23 protein-coding genes, 2 tRNA genes and 1 rRNA gene are annotated in these 25165 nt (G+C 56.8%); 19 read left to right on the forward strand and 7 right to left on the reverse strand.

Annotated features, from left to right (window positions below; translation table 11 throughout):
* From rrf to dkgB, 3 genes are all read left to right on the forward strand, one after another.
* Window positions 1-90: ribosomal RNA gene (rrf, locus tag OTG14_RS00005) — 5S ribosomal RNA — on the forward strand; the annotation flags it as partial.
* A gap of 56 nt (window positions 91-146) precedes the next feature.
* Window positions 147-223 (forward strand) — tRNA-Asp (locus OTG14_RS00010).
* A gap of 160 nt (window positions 224-383) precedes the next feature.
* Window positions 384-1187, forward strand: coding sequence for a 2,5-didehydrogluconate reductase DkgB (gene dkgB / locus OTG14_RS00015; RefSeq protein ID WP_115874283.1), 804 nt, complete (start codon window positions 384-386; stop codon window positions 1185-1187).
* Window positions 1188-1214: 27 nt separating this feature from the next.
* On the opposite strand, the gene yafC is transcribed toward dkgB, so the two are convergent.
* Window positions 1215-2120, reverse strand: coding sequence for a DNA-binding transcriptional regulator YafC (gene yafC / locus OTG14_RS00020; protein WP_032646938.1), 906 nt, complete (start codon window positions 2118-2120; stop codon window positions 1215-1217).
* Between the two features lie 104 nt (window positions 2121-2224).
* On the opposite strand from yafC, the gene OTG14_RS00025 reads away from it, so the two are divergent.
* From OTG14_RS00025 to OTG14_RS00035, 3 genes are all read left to right on the forward strand, one after another.
* A complete protein-coding gene (locus tag OTG14_RS00025; protein ID WP_023310479.1) occupies window positions 2225-3400 on the forward strand; it encodes an MFS transporter in 1176 nt (391 codons plus the stop codon).
* A gap of 136 nt (window positions 3401-3536) precedes the next feature.
* Complete coding sequence (locus OTG14_RS00030) at window positions 3537-4337, forward strand: endonuclease/exonuclease/phosphatase family protein (RefSeq protein ID WP_024909448.1); 801 nt, start codon at window positions 3537-3539, stop codon at window positions 4335-4337.
* A gap of 75 nt (window positions 4338-4412) precedes the next feature.
* Window positions 4413-5186, forward strand: a complete 774-nt coding sequence (locus OTG14_RS00035; protein WP_267214412.1) for a class I SAM-dependent methyltransferase — start codon at window positions 4413-4415, stop codon at window positions 5184-5186.
* Between the two features lie 52 nt (window positions 5187-5238).
* Here OTG14_RS00035 and mltD read toward each other — a convergent pair whose 3' ends face one another.
* Together mltD and gloB are read right to left on the reverse strand one after the other, a co-directional pair.
* Window positions 5239-6603: a murein transglycosylase D gene (gene mltD / locus OTG14_RS00040; protein ID WP_267214413.1), complete on the reverse strand. Its 1365-nt coding sequence runs from the start codon at window positions 6601-6603 to the stop codon at window positions 5239-5241.
* Between the two features lie 68 nt (window positions 6604-6671).
* A complete protein-coding gene (gene gloB, locus OTG14_RS00045) occupies window positions 6672-7430 on the reverse strand; it encodes a hydroxyacylglutathione hydrolase (RefSeq protein WP_267214414.1) in 759 nt (252 codons plus the stop codon).
* 32 nt (window positions 7431-7462) lie between these two features.
* On the opposite strand from gloB, the gene OTG14_RS00050 reads away from it, so the two are divergent.
* Window positions 7463-8182, forward strand: coding sequence for a class I SAM-dependent methyltransferase (locus OTG14_RS00050; protein WP_024909452.1), 720 nt, complete (start codon window positions 7463-7465; stop codon window positions 8180-8182).
* Here OTG14_RS00050 and rnhA read toward each other — a convergent pair.
* Window positions 8179-8757 carry a ribonuclease HI gene (gene rnhA / locus OTG14_RS00055; RefSeq protein ID WP_175557791.1) on the reverse strand — a complete coding sequence of 193 codons (579 nt, stop codon included), beginning with the start codon at window positions 8755-8757 and terminating at the stop codon, window positions 8179-8181. The genes OTG14_RS00050 and rnhA overlap by 4 nt on opposite strands.
* Here rnhA and dnaQ point away from each other — a divergent pair.
* The 9 genes from dnaQ to OTG14_RS00100 all read left to right on the forward strand — a co-directional run bounded on the left by dnaQ (window position 8711) and on the right by OTG14_RS00100 (window position 17805).
* Entirely contained in the window at window positions 8711-9442 is a 732-nt protein-coding gene (dnaQ, locus tag OTG14_RS00060) for a DNA polymerase III subunit epsilon (RefSeq protein WP_055726119.1), read from the forward strand. The two genes, rnhA and dnaQ, sit on opposite strands and share 47 nt — an antisense overlap.
* Before the next feature lie 132 nt (window positions 9443-9574).
* A tRNA-Asp gene (locus OTG14_RS00065) sits at window positions 9575-9651 on the forward strand.
* Between the two features lie 379 nt (window positions 9652-10030).
* Window positions 10031-10750 (forward strand): FadR/GntR family transcriptional regulator, encoded by a 720-nt coding sequence (locus tag OTG14_RS00070; protein WP_024909454.1) that lies wholly within the window; start codon window positions 10031-10033, stop codon window positions 10748-10750.
* Window positions 10747-11760, forward strand: a complete 1014-nt coding sequence (locus OTG14_RS00075) for an ABC transporter ATP-binding protein (protein WP_267214415.1) — start codon at window positions 10747-10749, stop codon at window positions 11758-11760. Before OTG14_RS00070 ends, OTG14_RS00075 begins: the two co-directional genes overlap by 4 nt.
* A complete protein-coding gene (locus OTG14_RS00080) occupies window positions 11757-12839 on the forward strand; it encodes an ABC transporter ATP-binding protein (protein WP_267214416.1) in 1083 nt (360 codons plus the stop codon). Before OTG14_RS00075 ends, OTG14_RS00080 begins: the two co-directional genes overlap by 4 nt.
* A 2-nt stretch (window positions 12840-12841) precedes the next feature.
* Window positions 12842-14356, forward strand: coding sequence for an ABC transporter substrate-binding protein (locus OTG14_RS00085; RefSeq protein WP_267214417.1), 1515 nt, complete (start codon window positions 12842-12844; stop codon window positions 14354-14356).
* Window positions 14357-14374: 18 nt separating this feature from the next.
* Window positions 14375-15316, forward strand: coding sequence for an ABC transporter permease (locus OTG14_RS00090; RefSeq protein ID WP_015571382.1), 942 nt, complete (start codon window positions 14375-14377; stop codon window positions 15314-15316).
* 2 nt (window positions 15317-15318) lie between these two features.
* Window positions 15319-16194 carry an ABC transporter permease gene (locus tag OTG14_RS00095; protein ID WP_267214418.1) on the forward strand — a complete coding sequence of 292 codons (876 nt, stop codon included), beginning with the start codon at window positions 15319-15321 and terminating at the stop codon, window positions 16192-16194.
* Window positions 16195-16203: 9 nt separating this feature from the next.
* Complete coding sequence (locus OTG14_RS00100) at window positions 16204-17805, forward strand: gamma-glutamyltransferase family protein (protein ID WP_267215180.1); 1602 nt, start codon at window positions 16204-16206, stop codon at window positions 17803-17805.
* Window positions 17806-17856: 51 nt separating this feature from the next.
* Here the strand turns inward: OTG14_RS00100 and OTG14_RS00105 are convergent, their stop codons facing one another.
* Both OTG14_RS00105 and fadE read right to left on the reverse strand, forming a co-directional pair.
* Entirely contained in the window at window positions 17857-18627 is a 771-nt protein-coding gene (locus OTG14_RS00105) for an amidohydrolase (protein WP_267214419.1), read from the reverse strand.
* Window positions 18628-18735: 108 nt separating this feature from the next.
* On the reverse strand, window positions 18736-21180 hold the full coding sequence (gene fadE, locus OTG14_RS00110) for an acyl-CoA dehydrogenase FadE (protein ID WP_267214420.1): 2445 nt from the start codon (window positions 21178-21180) through the stop codon (window positions 18736-18738).
* Between the two features lie 239 nt (window positions 21181-21419).
* Between fadE and lpcA the strand changes: the two genes are divergently transcribed.
* The gene (gene lpcA, locus OTG14_RS00115; RefSeq protein WP_010427884.1) at window positions 21420-21998 is read left to right on the forward strand and encodes a D-sedoheptulose 7-phosphate isomerase; all 579 of its coding nucleotides are present in this window, start codon (window positions 21420-21422) and stop codon (window positions 21996-21998) included.
* A 46-nt stretch (window positions 21999-22044) separates the two neighbouring features.
* Window positions 22045-22812, forward strand: coding sequence for a class II glutamine amidotransferase (locus tag OTG14_RS00120; protein WP_267214421.1), 768 nt, complete (start codon window positions 22045-22047; stop codon window positions 22810-22812).
* On the opposite strand, the gene dpaA is transcribed toward OTG14_RS00120, so the two are convergent.
* Window positions 22783-23523 carry a peptidoglycan meso-diaminopimelic acid protein amidase gene (dpaA, locus tag OTG14_RS00125; protein WP_024909462.1) on the reverse strand — a complete coding sequence of 247 codons (741 nt, stop codon included), beginning with the start codon at window positions 23521-23523 and terminating at the stop codon, window positions 22783-22785. The two genes, OTG14_RS00120 and dpaA, sit on opposite strands and share 30 nt — an antisense overlap.
* Window positions 23524-23821: 298 nt before the next feature.
* On the opposite strand from dpaA, the gene OTG14_RS00130 reads away from it, so the two are divergent.
* Entirely contained in the window at window positions 23822-25165 is a 1344-nt protein-coding gene (locus tag OTG14_RS00130) for a Na(+)-translocating NADH-quinone reductase subunit A (protein ID WP_048990107.1), read from the forward strand.

The following is a 25165-nucleotide window of genomic DNA, read 5'->3' on the forward strand; positions in this document are numbered from 1 at the left end:
ACCTGACCCCATGCCGAACTCAGAAGTGAAACGCCGTAGCGCCGATGGTAGTGTGGGGTCTCCCCATGTGAGAGTAGGGAACTGCCAGGCATCAAATTAAGTAGTAAGCCGGTGCATAAATCCGGTGGTTACAAGCAGTCTTCGGTGGAGCGGTAGTTCAGTCGGTTAGAATACCTGCCTGTCACGCAGGGGGTCGCGGGTTCGAGTCCCGTCCGTTCCGCCACTTATTAAAAGCCCTGAGCTAACGCTCAGGGCTTTTTTCTTATCTGACGTTTAATTATTGCGAAATTAGCAAAAATCCTCTGCGTTTTGCGATCTTTTTCTCTATAACACCGCCAGCGATAATCTTCCTCAGTTTACGAACATAACGATTGAGGAATATTATGACTCTCCCTGCATTTGGTCTGGGCACTTTCCGCCTGAAAGACGACGTTGTTATCGCATCAGTTAAAACCGCACTCGAACTGGGCTATCGCGCAGTTGATACGGCGCAGATTTATGAAAACGAAGCTGCCGTTGGACAAGCTCTCGAAGAGAGCGGGGTACCGCGTAATGAGCTGTTCATTACCACGAAAATCTGGATTGAGAATCTCAGCAAAGACAAGCTTATCCCTAGCCTGAAAGAGAGCCTGAAAAAACTGCGTACTGACTACGTCGATCTGACGCTGATCCACTGGCCATCACCAAACGATGCCGTCTCCGTGGAAGAATTCATGCAGGCTCTTCTGGAAGCGAAAAAGCAGGGCTTAACCCGCGAAATTGGGATCTCCAACTTCACCATTCCGCTGATGGAAAAAGCCATTGCCGCTGTTGGCGCAGAAAATATTGCGACCAACCAGATTGAGCTGTCGCCATACCTGCAAAACCGCAAAGTCGTGGACTGGGCAAAACAGCACGGGATCCACATCACGTCATACATGACGCTGGCCTACGGTAAGGCGCTGAAAGATGAAGTGATTACGCGTATCGCTGAGAAACATAGCGCGACTGCTGCGCAGGTGATTCTGGCATGGGCAATGGGGGAAGGTTATGCCGTGATCCCATCATCAACTAAGCGTGAAAACCTGGCCAGCAACCTGTTAGCAACGGATCTTCATCTGGATGCTGACGATAAAAAAGCGATCGCAGCCCTGGAGTGCAACGATCGTCTGGTTAGCCCGGAAGGCTTAGCACCTGACTGGGACTGATATTAACCCCCTCTGTACTCTAAACCCTCACACAGCTCCTCCGGGAGCTGTTTTTATATGTTCACTCAGGAAGTCAATAAAGGCCCGTATGCGCGTGCTGACCGCTCTGTCACTGTAATACACCGCGCTAAAAGGCATCTCTACCGGCAGACGCTTATCGGCCATTAACTCCACAAGTTCACCGCGCGCAATTTCTTTATCAATCATGTAATCCGATAAACAGGCGATGCCATTCCCGGTAAGGCACAGCTGCTTCAGCGTTTCCCCGCTGTTTGAGGATAATCCGCAGGTAATTTCATGAAGTTGACCATCATGACAGGCGACAGGCCAGGTGTTCAGTGACACCGGCTCCGTAAAGCCCAGGCACAGATGCTGCTTCAGTTCTTCGACCGTCTCCGGTTTACCATGTTCAGCAATATACTCTGGTGATGCGATAATTTTGCGGTAGCTGGCAAACAGAGGGCGGGCACGCAAGCTTGAATCGGTCAGGGTTCCTGCCCGGATAGCCACATCCACTTTACGCTCGATGAGGTTGATAAACGTCTCTGAGGAGACCAGAGAGAGCGTCATCTCCGGATAACGTTCGCGGAAAGGTTTAATCAGCGGCATCAGAAAGTGAAGCACCACCGGCGTGGCCGCATCAATGCGCAGTAACCCACGCGGCGTGCTGCGGGTCTCCATAATCTCCGTCTCCGCTGCAGCCATCTCCTGCAGTACCGACTGCACGCGGCGAAAATAACGCTCTCCTTCTTCCGTCAGGCTCAGCTGCCGCGTCGTTCGATTGAGCAGACTCACCCCAAGCTTCATCTCCAGCTTTTTTACCGAGCGGCTGATGGCTGAGTTAGCCTGTCCCAGCTGTTCGGCCGCGCGGCTAAAGCTGCCGCTTTCGACGACGGCGACAAAGATTGTCAGCTCTTCTGACGTTGCTTTCATTGTTGCACCACCCGCAAAATTCTATTGATATTTTGACCATTTTTGTTATTTAAGCACTGGCGCATACTGCCTGTCATCTTAATCCTGATGATACGGAGTATTTTATGCCACTGGCGCTTCTTGCCCTGACGATCAGTGCCTTTGCAATTGGCACTACCGAATTTGTTATCGTGGGGCTGGTTCCCACCATTGCTAACCAGCTTGCGATCTCGTTGCCCTCCGCCGGGCTGCTGGTGTCCATCTATGCCCTGGGCGTCGCCGTCGGTGCGCCCGTGCTGACGGCCCTGACCGGACGTTTTCCGCGTAAGCAGCTGTTAGTTGCACTAATGGTGCTGTTCACCGCCGGCAACGTGTTGGCCTGGCAGGCACCGGACTACACCACGCTGGTCATCGCTCGTCTGTTGACCGGCCTTGCACACGGGGTGTTCTTCTCGATTGGTTCCACTATTGCAACCAGCCTGGTACCCAAGGAGAAAGCGGCGTCTGCCATTGCGATCATGTTCGGTGGGCTGACCGTCGCTCTTGTTACGGGCGTACCGCTGGGCACGTTTATCGGACAGCACTTCGGCTGGCGTGAAACGTTCCTGGCCGTCTCCTTACTGGGCGTCATTGCCCTGGTGACCAGCCTGCTGCTGGTACCGTCGAATATTCCTGGCCGGGCCAGCGCCAGCCTGCGCGATCAGCTGAAGGTGCTCACGCATCCGCGTTTGCTGATCATCTACGCGGTCACGGCGCTGGGCTATGGCGGCGTATTCACCGCCTTCACCTTCCTTGCACCGATGATGCAGGACCTGGCAGGCTTCTCCCCCAATGCCGTGAGCTGGATTTTGCTGGGATATGGTATCTCCGTTGCGATTGGCAATATCTGGGGCGGCAAGCTTGCGGATAAGCATGGTGCGGTACCGGCGCTGAAATTCATCTTCGCCGCCCTGGTTGTTCTGCTGATGATTTTCCAGTTCACGGCTTCGCTACACTACGCCGCGCTGGTCACGGTGCTGGTCATGGGGATCTTTGCCTTTGGTAATGTGCCCGGGCTTCAGGTTTACGTTGTCCAGAAAGCCGAGCTCTATACGCCCAATGCGGTGGATGTGGCATCGGGTCTGAACATTGCCGCATTTAATATCGGCATCGCGCTGGGCTCTATCATTGGCGGACAAACCGTAGCGCATGTTGGATTAACCCAGACCCCGTGGATTGGCGCGGTGATTGTCCTGGTCGCCTTCCTGTTGATTGGCCTGAGTGGACGTCTTGATAAACCCGCTCGTGTCGCGCTGGGATAAAAACAGTAAGTGCTTGCTTACAAAACTGGAAAGCGGTTTCTCAGAAATTGCGTTGAAAGTATGACCTAAAGTCCCTATAACATTAGAACCAGTCCGTTTTCCGGGCTGGTTCATGTTACAGAGGCTGTTTCCAAAAGTGCGAAAAAATACCTATGCCATGCGTTATGTTGCCGGAATGCCCGCGGAGAGGATCTTGCCTCCGGGGTCATTTGCGAGCATAAGCCAGGCATTACCCGCCGGCACTCCGTTAAGCAGTGATGAAAAAATCCGTGTACTGGTGTGGAATATCTTTAAGCAGCAGCGTGCAGAGTGGTTATCGGTCCTCAAGAATTTTGGTAAAGATGCCCATCTGGTTCTGCTCCAGGAGGCGCAAACCACCCCTGAGCTGGTCCGGTTTGCCACCACGAACTATCTTGCCGCCGACCAGGTGCCTGCATTTGTTCTGCCACAACACCCCTCAGGCGTGATGACGCTTTCAGCAGCACATCCCGTCTATTGCTGTCCTCTGCGCGAACGTGAACCTATTCTGCGTCTGGCAAAATCGGCGCTGGTGACGGTCTATCCGCTGCCGGATACCCGTATGTTGATGGTCGTGAACATCCATGCGGTCAATTTCAGCCTGGGCGTGGATGTCTACAGCAAGCAGTTACTTCCCATTGGCGATCAGATTGCGCATCACAGCGGACCCATTATTATGGCAGGCGATTTCAATGCCTGGAGCCGTCCACGCATGAACGCGCTGTATCGCTTTGCGCGCGAAATGTCGCTGCGTGAAGTTCGTTTTAGCGATGACCAGCGCAAAAAAGCCTTTGGTCGTCCTCTCGACTTTGTCTTCTATCGTGGTTTGAGCGTGCATGACGCCTCGGTTCTGGTGACGCGCGCCTCGGATCATAACCCTCTACTAGTTGAATTCAGTCCCGGCAAACCTGATAAATAATGGTGTGTCAGGTCTGCCGTGGGGCAGGCCTGCGCGGGTGCTGCCCTTTATTTTCCACTCACAAAGGACAGTACGATGACAACAACACACTCCCATCATGACAACGTAGAAAAACAGTTTGGTTCTCAGGCAAGTGCCTATCTGAGCAGCGCCGTGCATGCTTCTGGCCGCGATCTGGTGCGTCTCGGTGAACGTCTGGCGGCATTCCCGCAGGCCCACGTGCTGGATTTAGGCTGCGGGGCAGGGCATGCCAGCTTTACGGCTGCACAGCATGTCGCGCACGTTACCGCGTATGACTTATCCAGCCAGATGCTGGACGTCGTTGCTGAGGCGGCGAAAGCGAAGGGGCTGGACAACATTGATACGCGCCAGGGCTATGCCGAATCCTTACCTTTTGATGATGCGTCGTTTGAGGTGGTGATCAGCCGTTACTCCGCGCACCACTGGCATGATGTTGGCCAGGCATTACGCGAAGTCAAACGTGTTCTGAAGCCGGGCGGCATCTTCATTATTATGGATGTGATGTCTCCTGGACATCCGGTGCGCAATATCTGGCTGCAGACGGTGGAAGCGCTGCGCGACACCTCGCATGTGCAAAACTATGCCAGCGGTGAGTGGTTGTCATTTATCACTGAAGCGGGGCTGATCGCGCGTGCGTTGATTACAGACCGCTTACCGCTTGAGTTCAGCTCGTGGATCGCGCGTATGCGCACCCCGGAAGCATTAAGCCAGGCAATCAGGCTGTATCAGGAGAGTGCGTCCGCAGAGGTAAAGGCATACTTTGAACTGCAGGACGATGGCTCGTTTACCAGCGATACCATCATGGCTGAAGCGCAAAAAGCGGGATAAACAAAAAAGGCACCGAGGGGAATCGGTGCCTTTTTATCTTTCGATCGTGCTATCAGGAGTCTGGCGTCGCGCTGTTCTTCACAAACAGCGTCAGCTGGTCGCCAGGTTTCAGATTGTCAGTATCATTGTTCCAGCGCATCACATCCTTGATGTTTACGCCGTGTCGTTTTGCGATACTGGACAGTGAATCGCCCTTGCGCACGCGATAGGTAATGCTATCGCTGTTGCTGGCAAGACGCTGTGCGCTGCTACCTGCACCTACCGTCAGAGTCTGACCCACTTTCAGGCCTGAATTGCGCAGGTTATTCCACTGCTGCAGATCTTTCGCATTCACGCCAAGACGTGACGCAATGCCCGAAAGCGTATCGCCTGAACGAACCTTATAACTGCGGCTGTTAACTGATGAGACATCCGCGATCAGCGTTGACTGAACGGCGGCGATTTCACCCGAAGCTAAAGACTCACGTAACTGCTCAGCATGTTTCTGCGGAACCATTACATACTGCGGGCCACTTGCCCCCAGGGTTGAGCCTTTAACGCCAGCATTAAAGGTTTTCAATTTACTTACCGACATACCCGTCATATCAGCAACCTGTTGAATATCAACCGGATTGCTGAGGCGAACACGCGCCAGTGCACGACTTTCGTCTGGTGTTGGCAGTTGTACACCGTAACGCTTGCTGTTCTTGAGAATATCGCTCAATGCCAGCATTTTCGGTACGTAAATCTTTGTTTCCTGTGGCAGTGAGAGCGACCAAAAATCGGTGGATTTACCCCGTGCTTTATTCGCTTTCATTGCCTTCAGTACACGACCTTCGCCACTATTGTACGCTGCGACCGTTAACAGCCAGTCACCGTCAAACATCTTGTTCAGACGTTGCATCATGTCGAGAGCGGCTGTCGTTGAAGCGACAACATCGCGACGCGCATCATAGTTGCGGGTCTGTTTCAGACCATAGTTTCGCCCGGTGCTCGGAATGATCTGCCAAATGCCTGCGGCATTGGCGCCAGACGTCGCGTGTGGGTCAAAAGCGCTCTCCACTATGGGTAGGAGTACCAGCTCCATAGGCATGTTACGTTTCTTAACTTGCCCGGCTATCCAGTACATATACGGCTCTGCCCGTAACGTTACATCGTGGAGATAGCTCTTATTACTTAAATACTTCTGTTTCTGTTCGCGAATCCGGGTATTTTCCGGAATTCCCATCTTTAGCTCGTCGCCAATAGAGGTCCACAAGTCTTGATCCTGCGCGAAAGATGTTCCATCGTCCATCCAGCGCGCCGAACTTGCAAACTTCCCTGCTTCCCCTTGACCAGCTGCAGAAAGGCTCTGTGCGTGCTGTTGTACGTTGCTGCCGTTCTGCGACTGGCAACCTACAAGCAGGACAGAGGCGAGTAATATCGCTTTTGCCTTCATGTGTGTGTCAATAGTTGCTTAAAAGACGAGCGATAATAACGGCGAAATTTTGAAAAGGCAACCCGCAATTATCTGAAGTTATCTTTCTTTGACCTTAACCATGCAAATCGCTGTTCAGGTTGTTGCAAATTTGTTTCTTGGTTAATTTTATTAATTAAATCAATATCATCTGTTCGTAAAAATAAATTAATTTGGCGCTCGTTTTTCAGAATTACGGGTAGTGTTTTTTGGTCTTTTGCACGTAACTCCTTCACTTTGTGATAATAATCCTGAATCGCCCGATCCTCGGGTAAGAGGCTCACGGCAAACTTCATATTTCCTAATGTATACTCATGGGCGCAACAAATAATGGTGTCATCGGGTAACGCATTAATCTTCTGTAAAGACTGGTGCATTTGAGCTGGCGTGCCTTCAAACAGTCTTCCGCAGCCTCCGGAGAACAACGTGTCGCCGCAAAAAAGATAAGGTTTACTGTAGAAACATAGATGTCCCAAAGTGTGACCTGGTGTAGCAAATACGGAAAACTCCCACTCGCGTATGAGGATAGTTTCGCCTTCTTCGACTACTTGCGTGACGCCCTTATCTTGTGCCTCCGCCGGTCCGTAAACCACCAGATGCGGAAAATGAGCGCGCAGTTCAGGCACGCCGCCAGTATGATCGTGATGGTGATGCGTCAACAGAATGGCTTCCGGCTGCCAGCCGTTCTCTTTTATTGCGCGCAGAACGGGGGAGGATTCTCCGGGATCGACAATGACGCATCGGCGATCGTCGTCAACCAAAACCCAGATGTAATTGTCCTCAAAGGCTGGAATACTGATAAGATTCATACATTACCTCTTATAGCGTGGCGGGTGTTTTGATGAAACCGGCAAGGATACCTCAGACTGTCGCAGCACCGGAACGTTGGGCGGAATTGCCCTGGGGTGAATACTATCGCGAAGCGTTAGAACAACAGCTGAAGCCCTGGCTTGCGAAGATGTATGGCTTTCACCTGCTTAAGATTGGCAATCTCAGCGCGGAAATCAATACCGAAAGCTGCGCTATCTCGCATCAGGTCAACGTCTCTCTCGGCGGAGCGCCGGTTCAGGTGAAGGCAGACCCGTTGCATCTGCCGTTTGCAGAGAAATCCGTTGATGCCTGTTTGCTCGCCCACACGCTGCCCTGGTGCAGCGATCCGCATCGTCTGCTTCGCGAAGCCGATCGTGTGCTGATTGATGACGGCTGGCTGGTACTGAGCGGATTTAATCCGCTAAGCCTGATGGGCCTGCGTAAGCTGGTACCGGTACTACGCCGGGCCCCACCTTACAACAGCCGGATGTTCACCATGATGCGCCAGCTCGACTGGCTTTCGCTGCTGAACTTTGAAGTGCTCTGCTACGGTGGTTTTCAGGTGCTGCCCTGGGCGCGGCAGGGGGGCGTTGTACTGAGTACCCACCTCCCCGCGTTGGGCTGTTTGCAATTTATCGTCGCGCGTAAGCGAACCATTCCCCTTACGCTTAACCCCATGAAGCAGAGCAAGTCGAAAACGCCCATCCGCCAGACCGTCGGCGCCACGCGGCAGTACAAAAAAACCGATTAAACGTCGGGCTGATAGCCCGCATCTTCATGAGCGGGATTGGATGCCGCAGCACGCGCCAGTTCGTCGCAGCGTTCGTTTTCCGGGTGGCCTGCGTGGCCTTTAACCCACTCCCACTTAATCTGGTGCTGGCCCAGCGCAGCATCAAGACGTTTCCAGAGATCGACGTTCTTGACCGGTTTCTTATCGGCGGTTTTCCAGCCGCGTTTTTTCCAGTTGTGGATCCACTGGGTAATCCCCTGGCGCACGTACTGACTGTCGGTGCTTAACACCACGTCACAATGTTCTTTTAACGCCTCCAGCGCCACGATGGCCGCCATCAACTCCATCCGGTTGTTGGTGGTCAGAAAATAGCCTTCGCTAAAAGTTTTTTCGTGCTGGCGATAGCGCATAATCGCGCCGTAACCGCCGGGTCCTGGGTTACCGAGACAAGATCCATCGGTGAAAATTTCTACCTGTTTACGCATCTCTGGTAGACTTCCTGTATTCGAAACGTTCAGTAAAACGATAAGTCTGACATAAATGACCGCTATGAGCACTGCAATTACTCGCCAGATTGTCCTCGATACCGAAACCACCGGTATGAACCAGATCGGCGCGCACTACGAAGGGCATAAGATCATCGAGATCGGCGCCGTTGAAGTGGTGAACCGTCGTCTTACGGGGAACAACTTCCACGTCTACCTCAAACCCGATCGGCTGGTGGATCCGGAAGCGTTCGGCGTTCACGGGATTGCCGATGAGTTCTTGCTGGATAAGCCGACGTTTGCGGATGTCGCTGACGAGTTCCTGGAATATATCAAGGGTGCCGAGCTTGTCATCCATAACGCCTCGTTCGATATCGGCTTTATGGATTATGAATTCAGCAAGCTTAATCGTGATATCCCGAAGACGAACACCTTCTGTAAGGTGACGGACAGCCTGGCGCTGGCAAGGAAGATGTTTCCCGGCAAGCGTAACAGCCTGGATGCGCTCTGCTCGCGCTACGAGATAGACAATACCAAACGAACGCTCCACGGGGCGTTGCTTGATGCCCAGATCCTGGCGGATGTCTATCTGACGATGACCGGCGGGCAGACCTCAATGAAGTTCAGTATGGAAAATGAATCCCAGCAGACGCAAGGCGAAGCGGGCATTCAGCGTGTTGTCCGTCAGGCAAGCCGGTTGCGGGTTGTTTTAGCCAGTGATGAAGAGCTTCATAACCACGAATCCCGGCTTGATCTGGTCCAGAAGAAGGGCGGTAGCTGTATGTGGCGCGCCTGAAAAAACGCCGGAATGCCTGTAAAATCATCGTTTGGGCGATTTTTGCAGCAAACGATTCAAAACGCGAGAAAAAGCGTTGACGAGATCGGAGGCGCACCGTAATATGCGCCTCGTTCCCCAAACGGGAACAGTGGAGCGGTAGTTCAGTCGGTTAGAATACCTGCCTGTCACGCAGGGGGTCGCGGGTTCGAGTCCCGTCCGTTCCGCCACTATTCAGAAGGCCTGAATCAGAAATGATTCAGGCCTTCGTCGTTTCAGCATTCTGTAATCTCATCCCCTCAACTATCGTTAACAAAAAGTCAATATCTATGGTGCAATTAATTAACAATTGCACAAATATAGTGCGTTATCTGCACTGATATTGTGCATTTAACCACCGTTCCTCTCTTCAGACCTCAGTCAGAATGTGTCTTTCTGTAAAAATAATTCACGCAGAATCATTTGGTTATCTCCCGCTTTCCAAAAAATAACTGAACCAATTGCGTATTGGTTTGGTTATTGCTTAATCATTAGCACGATAAGCTTCATTTCATATCAATAACTTATCGTTAATAAAAATAAAATTATGATGAAAGCGAGCGAACCAATATGGAAAAACCGTCACGGTTTCTGGCCAATTCCAGCACCGCGCTTGAGCAGCTGCGCGGGCTAATCAACCAGCATGAGTCAACACCAGGCATACCGCTGCCCACGGAACGTGAGCTGTCGGACACTCTCGGCGTAGGGCGACGTGAAGTGCGTCGTGCGCTGGACGTGCTGGAAGAAGAGGGGCGCATCTGGCGTAAGCAGGGCAAAGGGACCTTTATTGGTCCGGCGGCACCTGTTGAACCGCTGGCCCTTCAGGGATTGGTTCAGCAGACCAACCTTCTGGAAGTGATGGAAGCTCGTCTACAGCTCGAACCCGGCTTAGCCCGGCTTGCGGCACTGCGTGCCACCAGGGAAAACCTCGCGCTCATGCAGCGCATGCTGGAACGCATCGATAAGGTCAGCCCGGATGACCGCGATCTCAACGAACTGTGGGATAGCGCCTTTCACCGGGCAATTGCCGAGGCGGCGGGCAACCGTCTGATGCTCGGCCTGTTTGATGCCATTGATGCCGTGCGGCGTGAACCGGGCTGGCAGCATCTGCGCGAGCTGGCACGCACCCCCGAACGTGTCGACAGCTATAACGACCACCACCACAAGATCATGGCTGCGATTATCCATCGCCAGCCAAATGAAGCCGCGGCCGCCATGCGCGAACACCTGCTCAGCCTGCAAACCGCCCTGATTCAGGCGATCCACCTCGAGGACGACTTCACGCCATGACGACAATACCCTTTAAGGACGCCACGCCCGTATTGCGAGTGCAAAACCTCAACGTTACGTTTGCTGGCTCGCCGGTTAGCGTGCTTGATGGTATTTCTCTGACCGTTAGGGCAGGCGAAACGCTCGCGCTGGTGGGGGAGTCCGGCTGCGGGAAAAGTATCACCTCACTGGCGCTGATGGGGTTACTGCCCCCCAGCGCGCGGATCGTCAGCGGGGAGATGCAGTTTCGCCGCCACGACCTGCTAAAGCTCTCACCGCGGGAATATGCCGATCTGCGCGGCAGCGAGCTGGCGATGATTTTTCAGGAGCCGATGACCTCGCTCAATCCGGCGTTTACGCTGGGCGATCAGCTTAGCGAAGCGGTTATACGACACCAGAACGTCTCGCGCGCAGAGGCGATGAAGGTCGCGCTGCAGATCCTCGAGAAGGTACAGATCCCGGCGGCAGAGATGCGCCTGAAAGCGTATCCCCACCAGCTTTCCGGCGGCATGCGCCAGCGCGTGATGATTGCGATGGCGCTGATTAACCATCCCAAACTGCTGATTGCTGACGAGCCCACCACCGCGCTCGACGTCACCATCCAGGCGCAAATCCTTGCCTTGCTCAACGCCTTAAAAGAGGAAACCGGCACGGCAGTGCTGATGATCACCCACGATTTAGGCGTGGTGGCAGAAGTCGCCCAGCAGGTCGCCGTGATGTATGCCGGGCAGGTGGTGGAGCAGGGGAGCGTGGAGGCTATTTTTGCCGACCCGCAGCACCCGTACACCATCGGCCTGATGGGCTCGATCCCCTCGCTGGGCGCACGTAAGGGCCAGCTCTCCACCATTCCCGGCGCGGTCCCGCTCCCGGAATCCATGCCGAAGGGCTGCCGTTTCGCGACGCGCTGCCCGTTTGCGCAGACGCGCTGCCACGCTGAAAAACCGCAGCTCACCACGCTCGGCGCGGGCCATCAGGTCGCCTGCTTCCGCGTGCCGCTCGAACAGCACATTGCCCTGGGAGAAATAGCATGACCACGCCCATTCTTGAAGCCCGTGACCTCAGCAAGCTTTTCCCCGGCCCCAAAAAACTCTTTACTCCGGCACGGTTTGTCACCGCGGTCGATCGCGTTTCGCTTGCCGTGATGCCGGGCGAAACGCTGGCGATCGTCGGCGAGTCCGGCTCCGGAAAATCCACGCTTGGCCGTCTGCTGCTGCGCCTGCTGGCCGCCAGCGAAGGGCGCGTGTTTTACCAGGGGGAAGAGATCACGCATGCCTCGGGGGCGCGCCTGAATCAACTCCGGCGCGAGCTGCAGATCATCTTCCAGGATCCCTTCGCCTCCCTCAACCCGCGCATGACGGTGGAGCAGATCGTCGGCGAGCCGCTGTGGCTGCATCAGAACATGAAAAAAGCGGATCGCCAGTACCGCGTTGCCGAGTTGCTCAAGACTGTAGGCCTGCCCGCCGCCTGGGCCGGCCGATATCCGCACGAGTTTTCCGGCGGGCAGCGCCAGCGTATCGGCATTGCGCGCGCGCTGGCCTCGGGACCGAAGCTGCTGCTGGGTGATGAGCCGGTATCCGCGCTGGACGTCTCCGTTCAGGCGCAGGTGGTCAACCTGCTGGAAAGCCTGAAGCACCAGCTGGGGCTGACGATGGTGATTGTCGCCCACGGCCTGGCGGTGATCCGCCATATGAGCGACCGCGTGGCGGTCATGTATCTTGGGCAAATCGTCGAGCTTGCCACCGTGGATGAGATTTTTGACGCGCCGCTGCATCCCTATACCCAGGCGCTGATCGCCTCGGCGCCGCAGATGCAGCCGGGCATTGAGCGAGATGCGCCGCTGCTGCAGGGGGATCTGCCCAACCCAGCCAGCCCGCCGTCCGGCTGTCGTTTCCACACCCGCTGCCCGTACGTCACCGACGAATGCCGTCAGGTCGAGCCGATCAATCAGGTGCTCGACGGCGGGCGTCAGGTTGCCTGCCACCGCTGGCAGGAGATCAACCGCGATCGCAGCGTTATCCAGATTGCACCGCCATCCGCCGCTTTTCTGCGCCGCCGCGCGCTGTTTGAACACGCGGCCACTCACTCGCCCCTTCCTCCAAGGAACTCATGATAATGACAATGCGTAATTCTCTTTTGACCGTACTGGGAAGTGTTATGTTGCTTGGCGCGGCGCTGCCCGCCCATTCTGAAAGCGTGCTGCGAATCGGCCTGGGCGCTGACCCGGACATGCTCGACCCGCACCTGGCGCGCACCTACTATGGCCGCTTCGTGTTTGCCTCCCTGTGCGACAGGCTGGTGGACGTGGATGAAAATCTGAAGGTTGTTCCCGGTCTGGCTAAAGACTGGGCGTGGAGTGAGGACGGTAAAACCCTAACGCTCAATCTGCGCGAAGGCGTCACCTTCCACGACGGTGAGAAATTCGATGCAGCCGCGGCAAAATACAACCTCGACCGCGCCCTTACCCTGAAAGGCTCCCTGCGTAAGAGCGAGATCTCCTCCGTTGAATCGGTCGAGGTCACCGGCCCGATGCAGATTGCGCTGCACCTGAAGACCCCCGATGCCGCGCTGCTGATGCAGCTCACCGACCGCGCGGGCGCGATGATGGCCCCCGAGGCGGCGAAAAAGCCTGACTTTGCCGCCCATCCGGTCTGCTCCGGCCCGTATAAATTCGACAGCCGCGTGTCCCAGGACCGTATTGTTCTGACCCGCTTCGACAACTACTGGAATAAAGACGCCTACCACTTCGACAAAATTATCTATCTGCCGATCCCGGATGCCTCCGTGCGTCTCGCGAACCTGCGTGCGGGCGATCTCGACCTGACCGAAGGCATCGCCGCCAGCGATGTGAAAACCGTCGAGGCTGACAGTAAGCTGGCGCTGGCGAAGGTAACGGGCCTGGGCTATCAGGGCATCACCTTTAACATCAACAACGGCAAGGTGCCAGCTAACGATCCGTTTAAGGATGCCCGCGTGCGCGAGGCCTTCTCGCAGGCTATCGACCGCGATGCGCTAAACCAGGTGGTCTTTGAAGGGCTCTACACCCCGGCCAACCAGGCGTTTTCACCGGTCAGCCCGTATCACGTCAACCTGCCGGTCCCGCCGCGTGACGTCGACAAAGCCAAAGCGCTGCTGAAAGCCGCCGGTGTGACCACGCCGCTGACCGTCAACCTGCTGGTGCCGAACAACCCTACCTCGCAGCAGGTGGGACAGGTGCTGCAGGCGATGGTGGCCGAGGCGGGCTTCACCCTGAACCTGCAGATGACCGAATTCGCCACGCTGCTCGATCGCCAGCAGAGCGGGGACTATCAGTTGAGCTTCTCCGGCTGGTCGGGACGCCCGGATCCGGACGGCAGCATCTACGGCTTTATCAACAGCAAAGGCACCCTTAACGACGGCCGCTACAGCAACGCGCAGGTTGACGAATGGCTGACCCAGGCGCGCCAGAGCACCGACCAGGCCGCGCGCCAGCCGCTGTACGACAAGGTGGTGAAGCAGCTGCAAACCGACATGCCGATTGCCTACCTCTACTTCGAGCCGCGCATTTTTGGCCTGAATAAAAGCGTGCAGGGCTTTAAGCCTTACCCGGACGGCATCGTGCGTCTGGCGGGTTTGACGCTGGCGAAATAACCGTCCTGAGGAGAGCCCATGCTGGAACTGATTTGCAAACGTCTGCTGCTGGCCGTCCCGACGCTACTGCTGGTGAGCATGATGGTGTTCGGGCTGCAAAAGCTGCTGCCCGGCGACCCGCTGATCGCCATGGCTGGCGAGGAGCGCGATCCGGCGGTCATCGCTCAGCTGCGTGCGGAGCTGAACCTCGATGCGCCGATCCCCGTGCAGTATTTCCACTGGCTGACGCGGGCGCTGCAGGGGGATCTGGGCGTCTCCTTACGCACGCACGAGCCGGTGACGCAGCTGATCGCCAGCAAGCTGCCGGTCACGCTGGAGCTGTCGCTGCTGGCGATGATTATCGCGCTGGTGTTTGGCATCAGCATGGGGATCCTCGCGGCGGTGAACAAAAACAGCTGGGTCGATCACGGGGCGAACTTCGTGGCGATCTCGGGGATCTCGATCCCGCACTTCTGGCTGGGGATCCTGCTGATTCTGGTTTTTTCGGTGAACCTGCAGTGGCTACCCGCCTCCGGCTACGTGCCGTTCAGTGAAGATCCGATCCAGAACCTGCGCACGCTGCTGCTGCCCGCGTCCGTTCTCGGAACGGGCCTCGCGGCAACGCTGATGCGCCATACCCGCGCCTCGATGATTGCCGTGCTGAAAGCGGATTACATCCGCACCGCGCGCGCTAAGGGGCTGCTGCCGAAGGCGGTGATCTTAAAGCACGCGTTTCGCAACGCGCTGGTGCCGGTGATTACCCTCACCACGCTGCTGTTTGGCGAGCTGCTGGGCGGCGCGGTGCTGACCGAACAGGTTTTCACCATTCCGGGCTTTGGCAAGATGATCGTCGACTCGGTATTCAACCGTGACTATGCGGTGGTGCAGGGCGTGGTGCTGATTGTGGCGATTGGCTTCCTGATGCTCAACCTGCTGGCCGACGTGCTCTACGTCCTTATCAACCCGAAAATGCGAGGTTAACCATGGCGGAACTGACGACGCAAACCGTTACGCCCGCGCTGCCGGGCGCGCAGAACCGGGTACTGAAGAAATTCCTCGGCAATAAAAGCGCGGTGATTGGCGCGGTGGTGGTGGGGTTCTTTGTGCTGGTGGCGCTGCTGGCGCCGTGGATCGCCCCGTTCGACCCGGTGAAAGCCAACTTCCTGGCGGTGCGCAAAGCGCCGTCGGCGATGTACTGGTTCGGCACCGACGAGCTGGGGCGCGACATCTTATCCCGCATTATCTGGGGGGCGAGAACCTCGCTGATGGCGGGCTGTATGTCGGTCGTTATTGCGGTGGTTATCGGCGTGCCGCTGGGGCTGGTGGCGGGCTACTTCCAGAAGATGTGGGACGGCGTGATCTCGCGCTTTATCGAGGCGCTGCTGGCCTGTCCGTTCCTGATCATGGCGATCGCGCTGGGGGCATTTTTGGGCCCAAGCCTGACCAACGCGATGATCGCCATTGGCCTCTCCGCGATGCCGATCTTTGCCCGCCTGACGCGCGGCCAGGTGATCGCCATTCGCAACGAAGAGTATATCGACGGCGCGCGGGCGATTGGCCTGCCGGATCGCTGGATCATCATTAAATACGTCCTGCCCAACGTGATGTCGCCGATCCTGGTGCAGGCCACGCTGGCCATTGCCTCGGCGATAATCGCTGAAGCCAGCCTGTCGTTTTTAGGGCTGGGACAGCAGCCGCCCAATCCGTCCTGGGGGTCCATGCTCAACACCGCGAAAGGGTTTCTGGAGCAGGCCCCGTGGATGTCCATTTTCCCCGGCGTGGCGATTTTCCTTGCCGTGCAGGGCTTTAATTTACTCGGCGACGGGCTGCGCGATGCGCTCGATCCGCGCCATGACTAAGGAGTCATGATGACCAAAGCGCTTGATTTTACGTCCGGTTACGATTCACGCCGCCCGCCGATGCTGGGCCATAACGCCGTTGCGACGTCTCAGCCGCTGGCGGCGCAGGCGGGCATGAAGATGCTGCAGCTGGGCGGGAATGCCGTGGATGCGGCCATTGCCACCGCGATGGCGCTGACGGTGGTCGAGCCGACCGGCAACGGGATTGGCAGCGATGCCTTTGCCATCGTCTGGGACGGCGAAAAGCTGCACGGCCTGAACGCGTCCGGTCGTTCGCCTGCGAGCTGGCATGCGGATCTGTTTGCCGGTAAAACCACGGTGCCGGAAATCGGCTGGGACGCGGTGACCGTGCCGGGCGCGGTATCCGGCTGGGTCGCCCTGGCGGAACGCTTCGGCACGCTGCCGTTTACCACCCTGGCGCAGCCCGCCATTGACTATGCGCGCAACGGTTTCCCGGTCTCGCCGCTGATCAGTCATCTGTGGCAGCGCGGCTATAGCAAGCTGAAAGATCAGCCGGGCTTCAGCGCCTGCTTCGCGCCGGAAGGCCGCGCCCCGCGCGTGGGGGAGATCTTCCGTAACCCGGCGCAGGCGAACTCGCTTGAGCTGATCGCCCGCACCAACGGCGAAGCCTTTTACCGCGGCGAGCTGGCGCAGAAAATTGCTGCCTTCGCCAAAGAGCACGGCGCGCACCTGACGGCTGAAGATCTGGCCAACCACCGCGTGGACTGGGTCGAGCTGCTGTCGCGCGACTTCGCGGGCGGTTCGGTGCAGGAGCTGCCGCCTAACGGTCAGGGGATCGCCACGCTGATTGCGCTCGGCATTCTTGAGCAGTGCGGCATTGAGAAGCATCATCCGGATTCCGTGCAGTCTCTGCATCTCTCCATTGAGGCGATGAAGCTGGCGCTGGCGGATCTCGACCGCTACGTGGCGGATGAAGAACACATGGCGTTCGCGGCGAAAGAGCTGCTGAGCGACCATTACCTGAAGTCGCGCGCGGCGCTGATTAACCACGACAGCGCATCTGATTTTGTTTACGGTTCCCCGACGCAGAGCGGCACGGTCTACATCAGCACCGCAGATGCCAGCGGGATGATGGTCTCGTTTATTCAGTCCAACTATATGGGCTTTGGGTCAGGCATCGTGGTGCCGGATACCGGGATCAGCCTGCAAAACCGGGGCTGCGGGTTTGTGCTGGATCCGAATCACCCGAACGCGCTGGCGGGCAGCAAGCGTCCGTTCCACACCATCATTCCGGGCTTTGCGATGGACGGCAACGGCCAGCCGCTGATGTCCTTCGGCGTGATGGGCGGCCCGATGCAGGCGCAGGGGCACATGCAGATGGCGCTGCGCATCATGCTGCACGGGCAAAACCCGCAGGCGGCAATCGACGCCCCGCGCTGGCGCGTGGTGCAGGGCAGGGAGGTGATCGTTGAATCGACGTTCGATCGCAATACGATTGCCGCCCTGCGCGCGCGCGGGCATCAGATCGTGGTGGAAGATCCGCTGCAGGATTACAACTTTGGCGGGGCGCAGGTGATCTATCGCCTGCCGGAAGGGCACTACGTGGCCGCGACGGAAAGCCGCAAGGATGGGCAGGCGCTGGTGAGTTAATGTTTTATCCTCCCTCTCCCTTTGGGAGAGGGGCGGGGTGAGGGGAAAATTTCAGCCGATGCTAAACGGATCCGCATCCTGCCACGCCGGAAACTTCTCCCGGTACTCTTTCAGCGCCGTTAACGACAGCTCCGCATCAATGCGCGTCGCCTGGTGCGGCTCGGCGGTGGCGATGATCTCGCCCTGCGGATTCACCACCCGACTGTCGCCGCGGTAGTGATGTCCGTTGCCGTCCGTTCCCACGCGGTTACAGCCCACCACGTACGCCTGGTTCTCAATCGCGCGCGCCACCAGCAGCGACTGCCAGTGCAGGGAGCGCGGTGCAGGCCAGTTGGCGACATACAGCGCCAGGTCGTAATCGTTGCGGTTACGCGACCACACCGGGAAACGCAGGTCGTAGCAAACCAGCGGCAGAATACGCCAGCCTCGCCACTCGAACACCACGCGCTCGTTACCGGCTTCATAGTGATGATGCTCATCCGCAATGCGGAACAGGTGGCGTTTATCGTAAAAATGCACTTTTCCTTCCGGCTCCACCAGCAGGAAGCGGTTCACCGGCCCGCGTTCGGTCTGCAGGGCGGCGCTGCCAGCGATCAGCGCATTAGTCTGCTGCGCTTTGACATGCATCCAGGCGACCACCTCATCCTGCGGCATTGACTGCTGTGCCGCTTCCATGGCGAAGCCGGTGGTGAACATTTCCGGCAGGACAATCACATCACGCCCGGTAATGTCTTCCAGTTGACGATCAAAGTGGCGCAGGTTGGCGGGGCCATCCATCCACACTAAAGGTTGCTGCAAAATAGAAATCTTCAGACCAGGCACAATTCAGACTCCTCAAACGACCACTTTTTGACACTGTAGCACGACATAACGAGAAAATGTGGCAATAAAAAACCCCGCGCGCGGCGGGGTTTGTATAAGCGAAACGCGTTACGCCGCTTCAGGTTTACGGTGCTTCTCCGGGAGCTTTACCGGCTGCGTCGCCAGTTCGTCCGGTTCGAAATCATCCACGTTAATACTGCGCAGACGGCTCTCTTCGGCTTTCACCAGCAGAGCGGCTTCATCTTTATTGATAATGCCACCGGCGAGCGCCTGTTTTGCCAGTTCGTCCAGACGGGTAAACGGCAGGTTTTTGCCCAGCTGTTTACAGATCTTCTGGTGAATCGGATCGGCAGCTATCACGTCCAGCAGCGCTTCTTCCAGCAGACCCACCGGGTTATGCGGCGTCGGTGCCAGGTACTGACCGCGACCGATGCGGGAGCGGGTTGCGCTCGGAACCTGCAGGATCTTCGCCACCTTGTGGTCCAGCTTGTCGGACGGCGCCAGGTGGTGACGACCGGTCGGGAAGATCACCACGCGCAGGGCGCCTGCCACAAAGCGGTTCGGGAAGTTCGCCAGCAGATCGTCAATCGCCTGTTCAGCCTGATACATCGCATCCTGCACGCCCCAGTGCACCAGCGGCAGATCCGCTTCCTGACGGCCTTCATCGTCGTAACGTTTCAGGACCGCAGAGGCCAGGAAGATCTGGCTCAGCACATCGCCCAGACGGGCAGAGATACGTTCGCGACGCTTCAGGCTGCCGCCCAGCACCGCCATGGAAACGTCAGACAGCAGGGCCAGGTTGGCGCTCAGACGGTTCAGATGCTGGTAATAACGTTTGGTCGCATCGCCGGTCGGCGTGGCGCTGGTAAGGCCGCGCGTCAGGCCCAGCCAGAAGCTGCGCACCTTGTTGCTGCCCACGTGACCGATATGTTTGAACAGCAGCTTATCGAAGGCATCCACGTCGTTGTTCTGCGCGGCGGCCATCTCTTCCAGAACGTAAGGATGGCAGCGAATTGCGCCCTGACCGAAGATCATCATGCTGCGGGTCAGGATGTTTGCCCCTTCCACGGTGATGGCAATCGGTGCGCCCTGATAGCCGCGCGCCAGGAAGTTGCCTTCGCCGAGCATAATGCCTTTACCGCCCGCGATATCCATCGCGTCAATGATTGACTGCTGCGCGCGGTGGGTACAGTGGTACTTCACAATGGCGGACAGTACGGCTGGTTTTTCGCCCAGCATAATGCCGTAGGTAATCAGCGTGGCGGCGGCGTCCATCACGTAGGCGTTGCCCGCGATACGCGCCAGCGGCTCTTCGATACCTTCCATCTTGCCGATGGAGATTTTGAACTGACGGCGGATGTGCGCGTAGGCACCAATCCCCATCGCGACCGACTTCAGACCGCCGGTTGAGTTCGACGGCAGGGTAATGCCGCGGCCCACCGACAGACATTCCACCAGCATACGCCAGCCCTGACCGGCCATTTTCGGACCACCGATGATGTAGTCAATCGGCACAAAGATATCCTGACCGCGGGTCGGACCGTTCTGGAACGGCACGTTCAGCGGGAAGTGACGACGACCAATCTCGACGCCTGGGGTAGAGGTTGGGATCAGCGCACAGGTAATGCCCAGATCTTCTTCGCCGCCCAGCAGTTTTTCCGGGTCAGAGAGCTTAAAGGCCAGACCCAGCACGGTGGCGATAGGCGCCAGGGTGATATAACGCTTGTTCCAGGTCAGGCGCATGCCCAGCACCTGCTCGCCCTGCCACTCGCCCATGCAGACCACGCCGGTATCCGGGATCGCGCCCGCATCGGAGCCTGCTTCCGGGCTGGTCAGCGCGAAGCACGGGATTTCCTGACCGCGTGCCAGACGCGGCAGGTAGTGATCTTTTTGCTCTTCCGTACCGTAATGCTGCAGCAGTTCGCCCGGCCCTAAGGAGTTAGGTACGCCAACGGTAATCGCCAGGATCCCGGAAACGCCCGCCAGCTTCTGCAGCACGCGAGCCTGAGCGTAAGCGGAGAACTCCAGACCGCCGTACTCTTTCTTGATGATCATCGCGAAGAAGCGATGCTCTTTCAGGTACGCCCACAGCTCTGGCGGCAGATCGGCCATTTCGTGGGTGATGGCAAAGTCGTTTGCCATACGGCAGGCTTCTTCTACCGGGCCGTCAATAAACGCCTGTTCTTCAGCGGTCAGGCGCGGCTGCGGGTAGTTATGCAGCTTTTTCCAGTCCGGATTGCCCTGGAACAGGTCGCCTTCCCACCAGGTAGTGCCCGCATCAATCGCTTCTTTCTCGGTACGCGACATTGGCGGCATCACTTTGCGGAAGCCTTTGAACACCGGCGCAGAGATCATGGATTTACGCATCGGCGCCAGGTTAAACGGCAGAAGAATGATGGCAAGAGGGACTAAAAGCCAGATATTCCAGAGACCTGCGACGCCAAGCGCAGCCGTCCAGGCCAGAAGAATCAGGCTGCTCAGGAATAAACTTACGCGGTGATAGAACAACACACCGAGCAGAACAACGGTTGCGAGAATGCTCAAAATCATCATAAAGAAAAGCTCCCTTGCTTGTAGGAGGTCTGACCACTTGTGATGATATGGTTGTAGTTGATGTAAATTCCTTTAGCAATGTGTTTACAAAATAATTACAACCTGGTTCACATTGTTCGTGTTTTAGCCGGCACAAAAAAACAAAACGCCGGACGATTCGCATGGCTTTAGCTTCTCGCTTTTCGCGCTATCCGGTACACTCCACTGTGTTATTTCATCAATACTGAAGGATTATCCTCATGTACCAGGATCTTATTCGTAACGAACTGAACGAAGCGGCGGAAACGCTGGCGAACTTTCTGAAAGATGATGCCAATATTCACGCTATTCAGCGCGCAGCGGTCCTGCTGGCCGACAGCTTCAAAGCCGGCGGCAAAGTGCTTTCCTGCGGTAACGGCGGTTCCCACTGCGACGCGATGCACTTCGCAGAAGAGCTGACCGGACGCTATCGCGAAAACCGCCCGGGCTACCCGGCGATTGCGATTTCAGACGTTAGCCACATCTCCTGCGTAGGCAACGACTTCGGTTACGATCACATCTTCTCCCGCTACGTTGAAGCGGTAGGCCGTGAAGGCGACGTGCTGCTGGGGATTTCTACCTCCGGCAACTCCGGCAACGTGATCAAAGCGATCGCCGCCGCGCGTGAAAAAGGGATGAAAGTCATCACCCTGACGGGTAAAGATGGCGGTAAGATGGACGGTACTGCGGATGTTGAAATTCGCGTTCCGCACTTCGGTTATGCTGACCGTATTCAGGAAATTCACATCAAAGTGATCCACATCCTGATCCAGCTGATCGAAAAAGAGATGGTTAAGTAAGACTTCGCTGGGGGCACTCTTGCCCCCGCTGTTGTGGAGGTGAAGTATGTGCGAACTGCTCGGGATGAGCGCCAATGTGCCAACCGATATCTGCTTTAGTTTCACCGGGCTGGTTCAGCGCGGTGGAGGAACCGGGCCGCATAAAGACGGCTGGGGCATCACCTTCTACGAAGGCAAAGGGTGTCGCACGTTCAAAGATCCACAGCCCAGCTTTAACTCACCGATTGCCAAACTGGTGCAGGACTATCCCATCAAGTCCCGCTCGGTGATCGCCCACATCCGTCAGGCTAACCGTGGCGAAGTGGCGCTGGAAAATACCCATCCGTTTACCCGCGAGCTGTGGGGCCGTAACTGGACCTACGCGCACAACGGGCAACTCACGGGCTATAAGTCGCTGGAGACGGGCAATTTCCGCCCGGTTGGCGAAACGGATAGCGAAAAAGCCTTCTGCTGGCTGCTGCACAAGCTGACGGAGCGCTATCCCCGCACGCCCAGCAACATGGCTGCCGTGTTCAAATACATCGCGACGCTGGCGACAGAGCTGCGCGAAAAAGGCGTGTTCAACATGCTGCTCTCTGACGGCCGCTATGTGATGGCGTTCTGCTCGACGAATCTGTTCTGGATCACCCGCCGTGCGCCGTTTGGCGTTGCGACGCTGCTGGATCAGGATGTGGAGATAGACTTTCAGAAGGAGACCACACCGAACGATGTGGTCACAGTCATTGCAACGCAGCCACTGACGGGCAACGAAACCTGGCAAAAGATTATGCCAGGCGAGTGGGTGCTATTTTGTCTCGGGGACCGTGTAATTTGACGCCAGCTGTGGATGGACGACTTCGTGGCTCAGCGGTTTGCTGACCACGTAACGGCCATCTACGATAGAGACCACCGGCGGCTTGTGGGTCTGCTCAAAGTAGTCGTAACCTGGCTTCAGCTGTTTCCAGAAATCCGCGTAGTATGAGTACTTGTGACGCGCCATGTTGGCGTCCGTCATGCGGAATGGATAGATGCTGACCTGTACGCTAGGCTGCCCAAAGACCAGCGCGCCGGTCACGAACTGGAATATCTCATCAATGCCGGAATCGGTCATCGCATAACAGCCGATAGACACGCAGGCACCGTGGATCATCAGGTATTTACCTTCATAACCGTGAGCACGGTCATAGGCATTCGGGAAGCCGATGTTAATGGCTTTATAGAAGCGGCTGTCAGGCTTGAGCTGGCTGCGCTGAACGTTGTAGAACCCTTCCGGACTTTTGAAATCGCCCTGACGCTGTTTTGGCCCCAGTCCGCCGGAGTAGTTACAAATTTTGTAACTATCAAGCAGCTGATAGGTCTCGCCCATTTTCACAAACAGATCGAGAGTGCGTTCTTCCTTGAAGATTTGAATATAAACCGGCGATCCCATTAACTGCTGTTTATATTCCTTGCTGACCGGCGTCGTTGAGCTATTACTGCTGAGCAGTCCGGCAAACGACATGCACGGAATCAGAAGCATCGCAATGAACAATGCGATTTTACGCATACTACTAGTTCCTTGATAAAACCATGACCAACTTGCCAGGACGGCAAAAGAGACCCGAAATCAGATTATTCTGTTAGGAGCGCTCACATTAGCACCGCTATAGATTTTCGCAAGAGCCGGGCGGTGAGTTTACAAATTAGTTTTACTTTATAAACCATCAAAATCGCGATGGCTCCAGGAACTTTGCGCATTAGCTCGCAATTTGGCGCGCGCGACGGCGGATTCCCTGCCCGCGAGAAGGGGAAAATGTTACACTTCGCGGCCACTGGATTGTTGTTCATGGAAACCTGCTAACCACATGTTTAAAATAAAAAAAGGACTTGATCTGCCGATTGCAGGCGTGCCAGCGCAGCACGTTTCGACAGGCGCAAGCGTTCATCATGTCGCCATTGTGGGCGACGACTACCTGGGAATGCGACCTTCTATGTTGGTACAGGAAGGCGATCGCGTGATCAAAGGACAGGCGCTCTTTGAGGACAAAAAAAATCCCGGCGTGATGTTTACGGCGCCCGCGAGCGGCACCGTTGTGGCGATCAACCGTGGCGAACGGCGCGTTCTGCAGTCGGTGGTTATCCGCATTGAAGGCAACGAACAGCGTGAATTCGCCCATTACGATGCCGCAGACCTCGCGTCGCTGAGCCGTGACGCCGTTCAGGCTCAGCTTCTGGCGTCCGGTTTATGGACCGCGCTTCGTACGCGTCCCTTCAGCAAATCCCCTGTTCCAGGCACGGAACCGGCCGCGATTTTCGTCACGGCCATCGACACCAACCCGCTTAGCGTGGACCCGCAGCCGGTTATCCTGGCACAGCGCAAAGCCTTCGATGCCGGATTGACCGTTTTAGCCCGCCTCACGTCAGGGAAAGTCCACGTTTGCCAGGCCGGCGGCGGCAAGCTTGGCGGGCATCCGCAGGGGCAGGTCACGTTTAATGAGTTTGCTGGCCCGCATCCGGCGGGTCTGGTCGGAACGCACATCCACTTTCTTGAGCCGGTAAGCCTGACGAAACGGGTCTGGCATCTGAATTATCAGGATGTCATCGCCATCGGTAAGCTTTTTACTACGGGTGAACTCTGCGCGGAACGCGTCATCGCCATCGGCGGGCCGCAGGCTGCACACCCGCGCCTGGTGAAGACGCTGCTGGGCGCAGACATCAATGAACTGCTGGTGGGGGAAACCAAAGAGGGTGAAAACCGCCTGATTTCCGGTTCGGTCCTCAGCGGACGCCATGCTGCCAATGCACACGCGTATCTGGGACGTTTTCATTTGCAGGTCAGCATTGTGCAGGAAGGGCGTGAGAAAGAGCTGTTCGGCTGGGTGCTGCCCGGTGCGGAAAAATATTCCGTTACCCGCACCACGCTGGGCCATTTCCTGCGTAATAAGCTGTTTAGCTTCTCGACCAGTACGCACGGCGGCGAGCGCGCCATGGTCCCGATTGGTAACTACGAGCGCGTCATGCCGCTGGATATTCTGCCGACCATGCTGCTGCGCGATCTGCTCGCCGGTGATACCGACAGCGCGCAGGCGCTGGGCTGTCTGGAACTTGACGAAGAAGATCTGGCGCTCTGTACCTATGTCTGTCCGGGAAAATACGAATATGGACCGGTATTGCGCGAGGTGTTAACCCGCATTGAGCAGGAAGGATAA

Origin of the sequence: Enterobacter pseudoroggenkampii, assembly GCF_026420145.1 — a bacterium.
GTDB lineage: Bacteria > Pseudomonadota > Gammaproteobacteria > Enterobacterales > Enterobacteriaceae > Enterobacter > Enterobacter pseudoroggenkampii.